Origin of the sequence: Mesorhizobium sp. LSJC269B00 (assembly GCF_000502815.1) — a bacterium.
Classification (GTDB): Bacteria; Pseudomonadota; Alphaproteobacteria; order Rhizobiales; family Rhizobiaceae; genus Mesorhizobium.
In genome coordinates this window covers 19552-34747 of record NZ_AYVN01000022.1, presented here as the reverse complement: position 1 = coordinate 34747, position 15196 = coordinate 19552, and the positions used below count along the sequence as shown (strand labels likewise).

Annotated in this window: 12 protein-coding genes and 1 pseudogene; 5 read left to right on the top strand and 8 right to left on the bottom strand. The window is 64.3% G+C overall.

The window, feature by feature from the left end; genetic code table 11:
* Nucleotides 1–348: 348 nt before the first annotated feature.
* The 6 genes from X771_RS136575 to X771_RS136595 form a co-directional block, all read right to left on the bottom strand.
* A complete protein-coding gene (locus X771_RS136575; RefSeq protein ID WP_023690511.1) occupies nucleotides 349–765 on the bottom strand; it encodes a DOPA 4,5-dioxygenase family protein in 417 nt (138 codons plus the stop codon).
* Nucleotides 766–1177: 412 nt separating this feature from the next.
* Nucleotides 1178–1336 (bottom strand): DUF3309 family protein, encoded by a 159-nt coding sequence (locus X771_RS1000000167655; RefSeq protein WP_023690510.1) that lies wholly within the window; start codon nucleotides 1334–1336, stop codon nucleotides 1178–1180.
* Nucleotides 1337–1432: 96 nt separating this feature from the next.
* A complete protein-coding gene (locus tag X771_RS136580; RefSeq protein ID WP_023690509.1) occupies nucleotides 1433–4603 on the bottom strand; it encodes an efflux RND transporter permease subunit in 3171 nt (1056 codons plus the stop codon).
* Between the two features lie 88 nt (nucleotides 4604–4691).
* Nucleotides 4692–5870 carry an efflux RND transporter periplasmic adaptor subunit gene (locus tag X771_RS136585; protein WP_031203357.1) on the bottom strand — a complete coding sequence of 393 codons (1179 nt, stop codon included), beginning with the start codon at nucleotides 5868–5870 and terminating at the stop codon, nucleotides 4692–4694.
* 480 nt (nucleotides 5871–6350) lie between these two features.
* A complete protein-coding gene (locus tag X771_RS136590) occupies nucleotides 6351–7481 on the bottom strand; it encodes a patatin-like phospholipase family protein (protein WP_023685822.1) in 1131 nt (376 codons plus the stop codon).
* Nucleotides 7482–7867: 386 nt separating this feature from the next.
* Entirely contained in the window at nucleotides 7868–8956 is a 1089-nt protein-coding gene (locus X771_RS136595; protein ID WP_023690507.1) for a citrate synthase/methylcitrate synthase, read from the bottom strand.
* A 93-nt stretch (nucleotides 8957–9049) separates the two neighbouring features.
* On the opposite strand from X771_RS136595, the gene X771_RS136600 reads away from it, so the two are divergent.
* Entirely contained in the window at nucleotides 9050–10252 is a 1203-nt protein-coding gene (locus tag X771_RS136600; protein ID WP_050587509.1) for a citrate synthase, read from the top strand.
* On the opposite strand, the gene ftrA is transcribed toward X771_RS136600, so the two are convergent.
* Nucleotides 10186–11199, bottom strand: a complete 1014-nt coding sequence (gene ftrA, locus X771_RS136605; RefSeq protein ID WP_023690505.1) for a transcriptional regulator FtrA — start codon at nucleotides 11197–11199, stop codon at nucleotides 10186–10188. The two genes, X771_RS136600 and ftrA, sit on opposite strands and share 67 nt — an antisense overlap.
* Nucleotides 11200–11267: 68 nt before the next feature.
* On the opposite strand from ftrA, the gene X771_RS136610 reads away from it, so the two are divergent.
* Nucleotides 11268–11687, top strand: coding sequence for a rhodanese-like domain-containing protein (locus tag X771_RS136610; RefSeq protein WP_023690504.1), 420 nt, complete (start codon nucleotides 11268–11270; stop codon nucleotides 11685–11687).
* Nucleotides 11688–11754: 67 nt separating this feature from the next.
* Nucleotides 11755–12210, top strand: a complete 456-nt coding sequence (locus X771_RS136615; RefSeq protein ID WP_031194243.1) for a GNAT family N-acetyltransferase — start codon at nucleotides 11755–11757, stop codon at nucleotides 12208–12210.
* Between the two features lie 45 nt (nucleotides 12211–12255).
* Here X771_RS136615 and phaR read toward each other — a convergent pair whose 3' ends face one another.
* Complete coding sequence (phaR, locus tag X771_RS136620) at nucleotides 12256–12870, bottom strand: polyhydroxyalkanoate synthesis repressor PhaR (protein WP_023690502.1); 615 nt, start codon at nucleotides 12868–12870, stop codon at nucleotides 12256–12258.
* A 302-nt stretch (nucleotides 12871–13172) separates the two neighbouring features.
* Between phaR and X771_RS136625 the strand changes: the two genes are divergently transcribed.
* Both X771_RS136625 and phbB read left to right on the top strand, forming a co-directional pair.
* Nucleotides 13173–14357: an acetyl-CoA C-acetyltransferase gene (locus X771_RS136625; protein ID WP_023673832.1), complete on the top strand. Its 1185-nt coding sequence runs from the start codon at nucleotides 13173–13175 to the stop codon at nucleotides 14355–14357.
* 129 nt (nucleotides 14358–14486) lie between these two features.
* A pseudogene (phbB, locus tag X771_RS01000000165565) lies at nucleotides 14487–15175 on the top strand (acetoacetyl-CoA reductase).
* Nucleotides 15176–15196 lie beyond the last annotated feature (21 nt).

Genomic DNA, 15196 nt, shown 5'->3' with positions numbered 1-15196 from the left:
ACCCAGTCACCAGTGAGTTGCCCTGTCCCTCGTGCGGAGCGCCAGTTGCTCCGTACGAACGGGTGCGCCCGACCCTGCGGGAACGAGTGCCGGCTGCCTCCTCTATTGCAATCTTTGCCTATTCGGCGACCCCGCCTCGGCGTACCGGCGACCAAGGAGAACTCTCCCTTGCCATCAATTGATGGTCCATCGCTCCAACGGCCCCGCGCTGGTTCGGCACCTTCGACGAAGCAATGATGAAGGCATAGGATACGGCTTGAGGCGCAAAGCGGCCTGTCATGCATGCCTCAGCTAGGCTACTGGCGAACGCGTCTCCAAGGCCAAGTCTCTACTTTGCAGAACGCCTCCCTACGCCCCCAGCGTCGGCTCCGTGTTCACCTCCAGCGCCTCTTCCGCTTCATCCTCTTCACCCAGCACCTCGCCATGAACCCCCAGCGGCCGCCCGATCCAGATCGGATCGACCAGATGGTCGCGCTTGGGGTTGGTGGTGTTGGGGTGGATGAGGATGCTGAGGCCGCCGTGGTTCAGCATCAGCCAGGGGACCAGCGTGGCGAAAATCTCGGTGGCGAAGGAGACCTGGTACATGGCCTGTTCGTGCGGGCCGACCGGCTCGTCGCGCCAGTTGCCCAGGCGCACGCGGAAGCGTTCGCCGATGCGCAGGCGCAGCCATTCGGCGTGCTGCCGCTCGGCTTGCCCGTCATAGTAGATGTGGGCGTGATAGCTGGCGATCTCGGCGAGAGGCCTTGGCGGGTTGGCGGTGTTCACCTTGATGGCTCCCTCGGTGATTGTTGTGCGGGCAGCGTATACGCAAGGGAGCGGGGTGGCCAAGGGGGGCACAGCGTGTGCTCGTCATCTCGATCTCGGGCCAATCGCATATGGAGCTCCCCCACTCCGTCTCGGCTTCGCCGAGCCACCTCTACCCCCACATTCGTGGGGGAGAGGAAANCCCCACTCCGTCTCGGCTTCGCCGAGCCACCTCTACCCCCACATTCGTGGGGGAGAGGAAATGCTAACCGCCGAGGTCGTGGCCTTGAAAAGCTTGGCATTTCCTCACCCCCATGGACATGGGGGAGAGGTGGCCGCGCAGCGGCCGGAGTGGGGGCGGGCGCCGCCGTATGCCTATTGCAAGCACTTCATCGGGCGAGGAAACGCTGATCGCAGAGGTCTCTTGCCCCGATCAAACCCTGCCCATCAGCATCAGGATCAGCAGCACCACCAGCACAATGCCGACGATGCCCGATGGCCCATAACCCCAGGAGCGCGAGTGTGGCCAGGCCGGTACGGCGCCGATCAGGATCAGGACTAGAACGATGATGAGGATGGTGCTGACGGTCATTAAGAGTCCCTCGCCTTGCTGGTCGGATACGAGGGGACAATGCAACAGGCCGCCCGGTTGTTCCGGACGGCCTTTCGTCTGACTGGTCGAATGCAGCTATTCCGCGGCTTTCGGGAAGGCGATTGCCGGCTCATCGAGCGGACCCGGCGTCGGCCCTGTGGACGCATCCCTTTTCTTTTCGCGGCCGAACAGCCGGCGGAAGAAGGCATAGAAGCGGCTGTTCTTGCTGCGCGTGAAGATCATCAGCATCGACGGCGTCACCACCAGCGTCAGCAGCGTGGCGAACGACAGGCCGAAGACGATGGCCGAGGACAGCGAAATCCACCATTGCGTCGACGGCGCGTTGATCGTCGTCTCGTGATGGAAGATTTCAAGGCCGAGGCCAAAGGCGATCGGCAGCACGCCGAGGATGGCCGAGACCGCCGTCAGCACGACCGGGCGGGCACGTTCGCGGCAGGTCTGCAGCACCGCCTCCATCTTGTCCCAGCCCTCTTCGCGCAGCCGGTCATAGGTGTCGATGAGCACGATGTTGTTGTTCACCACCACGCCGGCCAGCGCGATGACGCCGATGCCCGACATGACGATGCCGAAGGCTTCGCCGGTCAGCAGCAGCCCCAGGAACACACCGATCGTCGCCATGACCACGCAGGACAGCACCAGAAGCACGCTGGTGAACTTGTTGAACTGCATCAAGAGCACCAAGAAGATCAGGAAGATCGCCGCACCGAAGGCTTTGCCGAGGAAGGCGCTGGCTTCGGCGCTGTCCTCGTTCGACCCCGCCAGCTTCCAGCGTATGCCGTTGTCGAGCTTCATGTCGGTGACCGCCTTGGTCACCTCCGCCTGCACCGCCGCGACCTGCGTGCCGGCGGCGACGTTGGCCTGGACGACCACGGTGCGGGCGCCATCGATGCGGTTGAGGATGCCGACGGTCGGCTCCGGCTTGCGCACGACGAAGTTGGAGATCGGCACCGAGCCTTGCGCGGTCTGCACCCTGAGCTCATCGAGCGTCGACAGCGTGCGCCGGTCTTCGGGCAGGCGCAGCCTGATGTCGACGGCATCGTCGGCGCCGGCCGGCCGGTATTCCGACAGCTTCAGGCCGTTGGTCACCAACTGCACCACGGTGCCGACCGCGGTCGGGCTGATGCCGTACTGCGCCGCCTTGGCGCGGTCGACCTCGAGCGCCCAGTCGACGCCGGGCGGCGGCAGGCCGTCGGAAACGTCGATGACGCCGGGCACCTTGGCGATGCGCGCCGCGACCGCACGGGCCTGGTCGTCAAGCCCTTTTGGATCGATGGCCGAAAGCCGCAGCTGCACCGCCTTGCCTGTGGGAGGACCGGCCTCCGGCACGCGCACTTCGACATCGACGCCGGGAATGCCGGCCATCACTGTTCGCAACTCGTCCAGGATATGGTTGGCCGATTTGCGCTCGCGCCAGTCGATGAACTCATACTGGATGACGCCGACGACGTCCTCCGGCACGTCCTGTCCGCCGCCCTGCGTCTTGCCGACGCGGGTGTAGACCGATTTGACGCCGGGCCAGCCGAGCAGCCGGTTTTCGGCGATCCTGGTCGCCGTATCCATTTCGGCCAGCGAGAGATTGCCGCGGGCGTGCACATAGAGCAGGCCGTAATCGGGCTCGACGCTGGGGAAGAACTCGACGCCGGCGCCGTATTTGGAATAGGCGAAGCCAACGCCGGTCAAAAGCACGGCGGTAAGCACCAGCACGGTGATGGGGAAGCGCACCGCCTGCTTGACCAGCGCCATGTACCAGCCGTCGCGATTTTGTTCCTCGTGATGCTCCGGCGCCTTGGCGAAAAGCGCGCCCAGCGTCGGCGCGAACACCAGCGCATAAAGCATCGAGGCCGACAGCGTGACGATCAGCGTGATCGGCATGTATTTCATGAAGTCGCCGATGATGCCGGGCCAGAACAGCAGCGGCGAAAACGCCGCGATGCGCGTCATTGTGGCCGCGATGACGGGGCCCGCCATGCGCTTGGCCGCCAGCGTGAAGGCTTCCTCCTTCGGCATGCCTTCGCCCATGCGCCGCTCGGCGAACTCGGTGACGATGATGGCGTCGTCGACCAGCATGCCGACCGCCAGGATAAGGCTGAACAGCACGATCATGTTGATCGTGTAGCCCATCATCGCCAAGAGCAGGATGCCGATCAGGAACGATGACGGAATGGCAAGCCCGATCAGCAGCGAGGCGCGGCCGGACAGCGCATAGAGGATGACGATGAACACCAGGATGACGGCGATCATCACGTGGTTCTGCAGGTCGCCCAGCAGCTGGTTGACGAAGACAGACTTGTCCTGCGTGTAGGTGATGTTCATGCCTTCCGGCATGGTCTTGACGTAGGCGTCGGACACTTCCCGCACCTTGGCCAGCGTGTCGATCAGGTTGGCGCCGATGCGCTTCTTGACTTCGATGGCGATGGCCGGCTTACCGTTGAGGCGGGTGATGGTCTCGGCGTCGGCGAAGGTCGAACGCACCGTGGCGATGTCCTTCGCCTGCACGACGGCATTGGGGCCGGCGACCACCGGCAAGGACGCGACATCCTCGGGTGTCTCGATCAGCGACGGCACCTTGACCGCGTATTTGCCTTCCGAACCCTCGATGTTGCCGGCGGCGACCAGGCTGTTGGAAGCGCCGACGGCGCCGATCAGCTGGTCGAGCTGCAGCCCGTAGGACGACAGTTTCATCGGGTCGATGACGACCTCGACAAGATCGTCGCGCGCGCCCTGCAGCGAGCCTTCGAGAACGCCAGGCACTTCTTCGATGCGGTCGCGCAATTCGCGCGCGGCGGCCGTCAGCACGCGCTCGGGCAATTCGCCCGACAGCGTCACCACCAGCACCGGGAATTCGGAGATGTTGACCTCGGTGACGACAGGCTCTTCGGCCGCCTGCGGCAGGTCGGCCTTGCCGTCCTGCACCTTGGAGCGCGTGTCCTGAAGTGCTGTCGCCAGGTTGGTCTGCGGCTGGAACTCGACCAGCACATAGCCGCCGCCCTGGAAGGCGGCCGAGCGCATTTCCTTGAGGCCCTTGAGGCTCTTCAGCTTGCTTTCCATCGGCCGCAGCAGAAGGCGCTCGGAATCCTCAGGCGAAATGCCCTGATAGATCAGGCTGACATACATCATCGGAATCGGAACGTCGGGTTCCGCTTCCTTCGGCGTCGACTGATAGGCGACCCAGCCCGCCAGCAGCAGGAAGACCAGCACCGCAATGGTCAGCCGGGCATTGTTGATCGCGAGTTTGACGATATCCATGGCTAACGCCTGTTCTCAAGATTTCAGGAGCCGCATTGCCGCCGGTTGTCCCCGCCCCGGCTGTCCCCGGCCGAAGGCCGCTCCGGCGCTACTGCGTTGTCGCTTCGCCCAACAGTTTCTGGATGGTCGCCTGGTCGGCCTCGACCGGCTTGACGACGTCGCCTTCCTTGACGAGTTCCTGGCCGGCGACGATGACGCGGGCATCGGCTGGAATGCCGCCAAGCACCAGGCCCTTCGGCGAGTCGTCAACGAGGTCGATCGGGAAGAACACCACCTTGTTGTCCTTGTCGACGGCACGGATGCCAAGATCGCCCTTGTCGCCTAGCGTCACCACGGAGCGCGGCAACATGACGGCATCGGTCGGCTGCGCGCTGAGCGCAATCTCTGCCGTCATGCCGGCCGGCACCGAGCCATCGGCATTGGGGACGGCGATCTCGACGCGGAAGGTTCGGGTCGCCGACGAGGCGTCGCGGCTGATGTAGCGCACCGTGCCTTCGACGGTCTGGCCGCTGACCAGCCGGACAGTGGCCTTGTCGCCGAGCTTGAGATAGCCGAGGTCGCGTTCGCTGACTTCGCCGCGCGCAATCACCGGATCGAGCTTGAGGATGGTTGCCACCTCGCCGCCCTGCATGACGGAACTGCCGAGCTCCACCGGCACCCGGTCGATGACGCCGTCGAAGGGCGCCTTGACCAGATTGCGGTCGAGCTCGGCCTGCGCCGTTTCCAGCTGCGACTGCGCAGCGGTCAGGTTCGAACGCGCCGTGTCGAGCTGCAGCTTGGGCAGATTGCCGGTCTTCATGAGCCGCAGCGATGCGTCGAGTTCAGCCTGGCGCTGCACGACGAGCTGCTTGGCATTGTCGACCATCGAGATCTTTTCTTCCGCCGCAAGCATCAGCACCAGATCGCCGGTCTTGACGTGATCGCCCTGCTTGACCGGCAGCTTTTCGATGACGCCGGCGACACGCGTCGCCAGCACGGCGCGCTTGTCGGCCTCGGTCAGCCCGGAAATGCGGATGGCGCGGGCATAGGTCTTGCGCTGCGGCGTCACCACCGCGACGGTGCGCAGCGGCGCCTTCGGTTCGGCCTCGGCGGTCTTGGTTGCATCCGGTGCCTTGGCCTGATCGCCCGGCTTGGCCTGGTCGCCCGGCTTGGCTGCGCCTTCGACAGCGGCGCTGCCGACGGACGAAAACGCGCCTGTTCCCATCCAGGCGGCGAAGCCGATGAGCACGACAATAGCGGCAAGCTTGTGAAACCTGATCTTCGGCATCATTGTTTTTCCACTGCGGGGTTCGGCCAAGTCGTTATCCAACAGGAGTCCGTCGTCTAACAGCTACCGTGTCTTCCAACTCGGGCGCGTCGCCGATATGGGTGCGCGCCAGGCCGTGTTCAATTTGCCGTGAACGGCGAAGCCGCGCTTCTACATCAAAGTTGCATCGCAATACAGTCGAAAAGTTGCAGGGGCATTGCGCAAGGCAGGCGTAGTGTGGCCAACGGAAACGGTTTTATCGGCGCCCCGTCAGGCGGCGGAACCACAGTCTCGGAACCATACGGATGTTGGAGGCGCTTTGTTTTCAAGGCGTTTTGGGCACTGACATCCCCTGTGCCCGCACTAGTTTTTGACGCTCAAATGTGGGCGCGCCCTGCGTCGTCGCGACTTGAATGGCAGTAGGCGTCAGTATGATTTTGTATACCGTCACACGCAGAAGTTGCGCCGCATCGGGAAAGCCGCCGGCGCTGCCCGAAAAACTCAGGCCCGCCGGCGTTCCGCCTCCGGCTTCTTGCGGGCGGCGAGAAATTCCTTCACCCGCCGTCCCGGTGCCGGCCCGCGCACCGGTTTGAAGCCGTCATCGAGTTCGCCGGAAAGATCGAGCGTCGGCCGCTTGCCGACGGCGTCGTAATTCTCCTCCAGCCAGTCGCTCGCCGCTATGCGGCCAAGGTCGCGCAAATAGGTCAAAAAAGCCCATTCGGCGTTGACCTTGGATGACGCCGACAGATCCTTGAACGCCTCGTCGGCATCGATGCGGTGCATGCGGATGTCGCGGTATTCGCCGCGCGGCAGCCGGCCGGCGGCGATCAGCTCCTTGACGAAGGCGATCGAGCGGAATTCGTTCAGCAGCCCGGCATTGAAGGTGATCTCGTCGATGCGGTTCTGGATTTCGTTGGCGCTTCTCGGCGTGCCTTCGCGCACCACCGGATTGATCTGCACCAAAAGCACATCCTCGGTCGCCGCCGTCTTGAAGAACGGGAACAGCGCCGGATTGCCGCCATAGCCGCCATCCCAATAGGGCACGCCCTTGATCTCGACGGCGCGGAACAATTGTGGCAGGCAGGCCGAGGCCATCACCGTGTCGAGGTCGATCTCGCCATCGGAAAAGACGCGCAGCTGGCCGGTCTCGACATTGGTCGCCGAAATGAACAGCTCCATCGACTTGCAGGCGTGAACATTTTTGAAATCGATCTCCTGCTCGACCACGTCGCGCAGCGGGTTCAAGCCCAGCGGATTGGCGACATAGGGCGAAAACACTCGGGACATGGTGTCGAAGAAGAAATATCCGGGCGTGTTCTCGATCGACCAGTTGCCCCAGGCGACGTCCCACGGCATGCGCTGCACTGGGCTGAAGCGGCCCTTGGCCGCCACCGCGCGCCAGAAATCGTCGAGCTTTTGCCGTGCACCCTCGACGCCGCCGCGCACAAAACCATCGGCCAGCGCCACCGCATTCATCGCGCCGGCGCTGGTGCCGGACACGGCTGAAATGTCGAGCCTGCCATCCTCCAGCAGCCGGTCGAGTACACCCCAGGAGAAAGCCCCGTGCGAGCCGCCGCCCTGCAGCGCGATGTTGATCTTCTTCGTTTCCTCCGCCTTGCCGTTTTTGGTCATGGCGTTCCTGTTCGGTTTGGTCACTGCTGCCTCATCCCGCCCGGGAGTCGGGAGGGTTCGACTGCAGCGGACTTATATTGCAGTGCAGCATATAAGGGATGACCAAGGCAAGAACACGAACACGGTCGCGTGATCACATGAAATTTTGGTCATGGGGAATGGCCCTCCACGCCGAGGTCTTCGCCCTACGAATACCCCCACCCTTGATCCCTCCCCACAAGGGGGAGGGAGACTTGGTAGACGCTGATCTCAGCAAACCACCGACGTTTCGGCGGCGCGCGCCAGCTGCCCTCCCCCTTGTGGGGGTCCGAAGGACGGGCGAGACCCGTGGCTCGCCCCGGCAAGCTAGGGTGGGGTCCTCTTCGCAACAATCTGAACTTGGAACCTCAGGCCACGAGGTCCGGCACCGGCCCGATATAGCGCGACTGCGGCCGGATCAGCCGCCCCGTCGTCTGCTGTTCGCGCGCATGCGCGATCCAGCCGGCGACACGTCCGGCGGCAAAGACATTGCTGAACGTCTGTGGCGGAAAGCCAGCCGCCTCAAGCACAAGCGCTGTGTAGAACTCGACATTGGTCTGCAGCGAGCGCTGCGGCTTGGCGATCCGCAGCACTTCGAGCGCCGTCTGCTCGACCTGTTCGGCGAAGGCCAGCCGGCGGCCGGTTTCGCCTTCGCTGCCGAGCTGCCGCACGACGGCTTTCAGTACATCGGCGCGCGGATCGCGCACGCGGTAGATACGGTGGCCGAAACCCATGATGCGCTCGCCATGCGCGACCTTCTCGCGCAGCCAACCGGCCGCGTCGCCATGCGCCTGGATTGCATCGAGCATCTCGATCACCGGGCCGGGCGCGCCGCCGTGCAGCGGCCCCTTGAGCGCGCCGAGCCCGGCCAGCACCGACGATGTCAGCCCGGCCAGCGTCGATGCGACGACGCGGGTGGCGAAGGTCGAGGCGTTGAGGCCGTGATCGCACACGGTCACCAGATAGGTGTCGAGTGCCCTTGCCAGCGCCGGCGACGGGACGGATCCCTCGAGCATCCTCAGCATGTCGGCGGCATGATCGGCCTTAGCGTCAGGTGCGGTCGGCTGCTCGCCGCGCGCCAGCCGCAGCAGAGCCGGCGTCAGCACGGCGGGCGCCGCGATCAGCCGCAAGGCGTCCGTCAGCGTCTCGCCATCCGGCAGCAGCGCCATGCCGGCGCGCATGGCGCTATAGATCTCAAGCGGTGCGAGCAGCGGCGGCGAGGGCGCAAGCCGCTCGAACACCTCGACGCGAGCCTTGCCCAGCCTCGCTGCCAGTTCGGCATCGCCGGGAAGGCCGTCGAAGAAGCCGTCGAGCAACAGGCGAACCACTTGCGCATAGCGCCAGCGTCCCGCCAATTCCGGCAGCGAATGACCGCGGATCGTCAGGCGGCCGCCAAGGCCATCGACATCGGAGAGCACGGTCTCCGCCGCCACCACATCATCGAGCCCGTTCGCCATATCTCATCTCCTTGCAGCTTTTCTGCATGGGAGATAAGGGTTGGGCTGCGCCTCGATCAATCTTGATCAATATAATCAATGTATGGGCTGAAAATGTCCGAATGGCTGTCGCGGGAAGAGGCGCTGGAAAGGCTCAAGGTCCGGCCGCAGACACTCTACGCCTATGTCAGCCGTGGCCGCATCGGCATGCGGCCGGATGAGAGCGACCCGCGCCGCAGCCAGTACCGCGCCGACGACATCGCGGCATTGGCGACCCGCCGGGCGCGGGGCCGCAGTCCCTCGGCCATCGCCGAGAGTGCGATCGCCTGGGGCGAACCCTCGATTGTCACCGCGATTTCGACTGTGCTGCACGGTCGACTGATCTATCGAGGGCAAGACGCCGTTGCGCTCTCCAAAGCGGCGACGCTGGAGGAAACCGCTGCTGTGCTCTGGGCCTCGCCTGAACCGGTGGCTTTCAAAGCTCCGTCATCTGAAGCGCCTCATCCAGTCGGCCGCGCCTCGGCCTTTGCGCAGCTTGCCATGCTTGCAGGCCACGGGCGGCCTTCGCTAGGACGCAGCGCCGCCTCGCTGTGCACCGAGGCCGCGCGCACAGTCGGAGCGCTGGCGCAGTCGCTGGGCGCTGAAGCCGGCACAGCGCCCGTCCATAAGCGCCTGGCGCAGGGCTGGTCGGTGGATGATGCCGGCGCGGAAGCGATCCGCTGCGCCCTCGTCCTGCTCGCCGATCATGAACTCAACGCATCGACCTTCGCCGCCCGCGTCGCAGCGTCCACAGGCGCCTCGCCTGCCGCATGCCTGCTGGCCGGCCTGGCAACGCTGTCCGGCCCGCGCCACGGTGGCGCCGGCGAAGCGGTGATGCAACTGGCTGAAGATGCAGCAGCCCACGGCGCGGATGCGGCGATCCGGCGCTGGCTCGGCCATGATCGGCCCTTGCCGGCGTTCGGCCATCCGCTCTATCCCGACGGCGATCCCCGTGCCACCGCACTTCTGGAAGTCATCCCTGTCGACGAGACGCTGCAACAGCTGCAAAAAGCCGCCATGGCGGCGGTCGGTGCCCAGCCCAACATCGACTTCGCCCTGGCCGCACTAACGCGCGGCCTTGGCTTGCCGCGCGATGCACCGTTCCAGCTGTTTGCGCTCGGACGCAGTGTCGGCTGGGCCGCGCATATGGTCGAACAGATCATTAGCGGCAGCATCATCAGGCCGCGTGGCCGCTATGAGGGACGCGTGACTCAAGCCGACCTGGCCGTGTTCCCGAACCGCGCACGGTACGCGACGGGCGTCGTGGCGAACTGCTGACGAAAATGATGCCGCAGCGTGCCTGCCGCGCCAAAGCCGGCAGTCTCGGCAATCCGTTCGATCGGCATGGCGGTGTCTTCCAGCAGCGTGCGCGCCCGCGAAAGCCGTTCCGACAGCAGCCAGCGCGCCGGCGTGACGCCGGTTGCGGCCGCGAACCGGCGCAGGAACGTCCGCTCGCTCATACCGGCAAGCTCGGCCAAGATGGCGACGGGATAGTCGGCGGCAATATCGGCGCGCATCCTGTCGATCAACGGTCCAAGCCGGCTGCGCTCATGTGGCTCGGGAACGGAACTCTCGACATACTGCGCCTGACCGCCGTCGCGATGCGGCGGCACCACCAGACGCCGTGCCACCATATTTGCCGCCTTGGTGCCGAAGTCGCGCCGCACCAGATGCAGGCAAAGGTCGATACCCGCGGCACTCCCGGCCGATGTCAGGACATTTCCTTCGTCAATGTACAGGACATCCGGAACCACGGTGATATCAGGGTAGAGCTCCGTCAGCTTCTCGCTATAGCGCCAATGCGTCGTCGCTCTTTTGCCCGCAAGCAGGCCGGCCGCCGCAAGCACGAACACGCCCGAACAGATCGAAAGAATGCGAGCGCCGCGCTCGCTCGCCTTCCGCAGCGCCACGATCAGCGCCGGCGGCACCGGCGCCTCCGTTCCGCGCCATCCCGGTACGATCACCGTGCCGGCCTGGCCGATCAGATCGATCCCGCCGTCGGCAACAATACGCACGCCGCCCAGCGCGCGCATTTCACCGCCATCGATCCCGGCAACGGCAAAACGGTACCAATCCTCACCCATTTCCGGCCGGGGCAAGGCGAAGATCTCAACCGCCACGCCAAACTCGAACGTGCACAGCCCGTCATAGGCAACGGCAACGACAAGAGGGTTGGCAGGGCGCGGATTGGCAGAGGATGGCATGATCTTGACGATATATGGCAAAGCTGCCAGCTGCAATCGCCCTGCTTCCTGTCTTATCTCTCCGTCGCATCAGCAATGGAGATACGAGGATGAGCCACGTGACAGACATTCCGGCGGCATCGCCGGATATCGCCCGCGACCATTTTCTGCGCCGGCTTTCCGTCGAGACCGACTGTTCCGACGTCGCCGCCGCAATGCGTGCCGGAGAGCCGGACTTTATTCTCCTGCATGTGGTCGGGTCGCCGGAAGCCTATGGACGCCGCCATGTGCCGGGCGCGCTGCATCTGCCGCACCGCGAAATATCGGCCGAGCGGATGGTGCAATGGCCCGAAAAGACGCTGTTCGTCGTTTATTGCGCGGGACCGCATTGCAATGGCGCGGATCAGGCGGCCTTCAAGCTGGCCAGCCTCGGTCGTCCCGTGAAGATCATGATCGGCGGCATAACCGGTTGGCAGGACGAGGACCTTCCTTTCGCTTCAGGCAAGGAGCCCGGTGTCTTGCACGCGTGAGGCCACGGCCAGGCTGCGCGGCAGCGTCCACGCGATATGGTCGGGCTGGAGTAAGCATGCAAAGGCGATGGTTAGAATTCGTCCATTCGAGCGCCAGGATGTCGGTGCGGTGCTCGCCCTCATGCGGGCGCTAGCTGTCTTCGAGGGTTATGACGACAAGCTTCGCGTCACCGAAGCGAACCTCATCGAGCACGGGCTGGGGCCATCGCCCCGGTTCGGCGTGTTGGTGGCGGAGCGAGAGGGCGTGATCGTCGGCATCGCCGTCCACTACCTCATCCCCTGGACCTACGACCTGAAGCCAGTTGTCTGGCTGAAGGAACTCTACGTCACTGAAGCGACGCGCGGCATGGGGGTCGGCCATGCGCTTGTTGAACAGCTTCGCCAACACGCTTTGAGCATTGGCGCCTCCGCCATCAAATGGACGGTGCTGAAATCCAACTCGCCGGCCAAAGCCTTCTACCGCTCGCTCGACGGCCAGCCCGACGATATCTGGGAACCGTGGCAGCTGAAAATCGACCCGTGACAGCCGCCTCGACCAACTGAGGGCGGTCGACCATGCGGTGGTCGCTTACGACATGGTGTCAAGCTTGCGCTGCATGGCGGCGATCTGTTGCTTCAGTTCCTGAAGGTCGTCGCCGCTCTTTTCCGGGACATCCTTGCGGGCCGGCTCGGGTGCAGCCGCGGCCGCAGCATTTGTGGCGGCGGTCGGGAACGGCGTGAACAGGCGCATCGCGTTCTGGAACATTTCCATGTTGCGGCGTGTCTGCTCTTCCAGCGCCTTGATCGGCGTGGCGATCTTCATCGCATCCAGCGGCGACTTGCCGATCGCGCCCTTCATCTGCTCGCGGAACCGCTCCTGTTCCTTGGAGAAGGCCATCATCGACTGTTCGAGGAAGCTCGGCACGATCTGCTGCATCTGGTCGCCATAGAAAGCGATCAGCTGGCGCAGGAACGGGATCGGCAGCATGTTCTGCCCATCCTTGTTCTCCAGTTCGAAGATGATCTGCGTCAGCACCGGATGGGTAATGTCGTCACCGGTCTTGGCGTCCTGGACGGTGAACTCCTCGCCCTTCTTGACCATCTCGGCCAGATCCTCGAGCGTGACATAGGTGCTGGTGCCGGTGTTGTAGAGCCGGCGATTGGCATATTTCTTGATAATGATAGGGTCGTCTTTCGCGGCCATCAGCATCCTCCCGGGACACCGGCGCGCCTGAGTAAGCCGCCGGTAACGATTGCGCCATTTTTAAGGATATGCGCAAAAGCTCTATAATTCCAAGCGCTTTGTGCAGTGCGGCATCATTTATTGCTGCATGGCCGGCCAATTATGCTGCGCAGCAAAGGTTGGGCGATCCCGCCGGCCGCTCACGCCCTGCTTGCGGCGCTTGGCCGGCATGCCCATTTCCGGTTTGACTTGGGGTGTGGAACGGGCAAGAAAAGTCCCAACAAGCCCCCAAGAACACGACACCTCGAAGTCTGGAGAGAAAAATGTCCGCTTCCAATTCAATCGTCGTTGCCAGCGCCGCACGCACGGCTGTCGGCTCTTTCAACGGCGCCTTCGCCGCCACCCCGGCGCATGAACTTGGCGCCGTCGTCATCAGGGAGCTTTTGGCGCGCGCCGGCGTCGAGCCGGGTGAAGTCGACGAGGTCATTCTCGGCCAGGTGCTGACCGCCGCGCAGGGCCAGAACCCCGCCCGCCAGGCGTCGATCAATGCCGGCCTGCCCAAGGAGACCACCGCCTGGGGGCTCAACCAGGTTTGCGGCTCTGGCCTGCGCGCCATCGCGCTCGGCATGCAGCAGATCGCCGCCGGCGACGCCACTGTGATCATCGCCGGCGGCCAGGAATCGATGTCGCTGTCGCCGCACGCCGAGCACCTGCGCGCCGGCGTCAAGATGGGCGACTACAAGATGATCGATACCATGATCAAGGACGGGTTGTGGGACGCCTTCAACGGCTACCACATGGGCAACACCGCCGAGAACGTCGCCCGCCAGTTCCAGATCACCCGCGACGACCAGGACCAGTTTGCGCTGGCCTCGCAAAACAAGGCCGAGGCCGCGCAGAAGGCCGGCAAGTTCAAGGACGAGATCGTCGCCTTCACGATCAAGGGCAGGAAGGGCGACACTGTCGTCGACCAGGACGAGTACATCCGCCACGGCGCCACCATCGACGCCATGTCCAAGCTGAAGCCGGCTTTCGACAAGGACGGCACCGTGACCGCCGCCAACGCGTCGGGCATCAATGACGGCGCCGCCGGCGCGCTGCTGATGAGCGAGGCTGAAGCCACAAGGCGCGGCATCACCCCGCTGGTGCGCATCGCCTCATGGGCGACGGCCGGCGTCGATCCGGCGATCATGGGCACCGGACCTATTCCCGCCTCGAAGCGGGCGCTCGAGAAGGCCGGCTGGTCGGTCAAGGACCTCGACCTTGTCGAGGCCAATGAAGCCTTCGCCGCGCAGGCCTGCGCCGTCAACAAGGGCATGGGCTGGGATACGTCGATCGTCAACGTCAATGGCGGCGCCATCGCCATCGGCCATCCGATCGGCGCGTCGGGCGCCCGCGTCTTCAACACGCTGGTTTTCGAGATGCGCCGCCGCGGCGCCAAGAAGGGCCTTGCCACGCTGTGCATCGGCGGCGGCATGGGCGTCGCTCTGTGCGTGGAAGCGCTGTGAAAGAGAAGTGAGTAGTGAATAGGGAGTAGTGAATGGGGAAGAAGGAGCAGCGCGGCGGGATATCGATCCCTACTCGCTACTCCCTACTCCCTATTCCCTTCTTCCGACCAAAGGGAGGAAGAACTTTCAATGACCAAAGTAGCGCTCGTCACCGGTGGATCGCGCGGCATCGGCGCCGCCATATCGATCGGCCTGAAGAATGCCGGTTACACCGTTGCAGCCAACTATGCCGGCAATGACGAGGAGATCGGAAGAGCACACGNCAGACGTGTGCTCTTCCGATCTGAATCAAACAGGTCGAGGCCGATCTCGGCCCGGTCTCGGTGCTGGTCAACAATGCCGGCATTACCCGCGACGCCATGTTCCACAAGCTGACGCGCGAGCAGTGGAAGGAAGTCATCGACACCAATCTGTCTGGGGTCTTCAACATGACGCATCCGCTGTGGGGCGGCATGCGCGACCGCAAATTCGGCCGCGTCATCACCATCTCCTCCATCAACGGCCAGAAAGGCCAGGCCGGCCAGGTCAACTATTCCGCCGCAAAGGCCGGCGACATCGGCTTCTCGAAGGCGCTGGCGCAGGAGGGCGCGCGCGCGGGCATCACCGTCAATGTCATCTGCCCCGGCTACATCGCCACCGAGATGGTCAAGGCGATCGACGAGAAGGTGCTGAATGAACGCATCATCCCGCAGATTCCGGTCGGCCGCCTCGGCGAACCGGAAGAGATCGCGCGTTGCGTCGTCTTCCTCGCTTCCGAAGACGCCGGCTTCATCACCGGTTCGACCATCACAGCCAATGGCGGCCAGTATTTCGCCTGAACGACAGCATTTCGCCCGGTG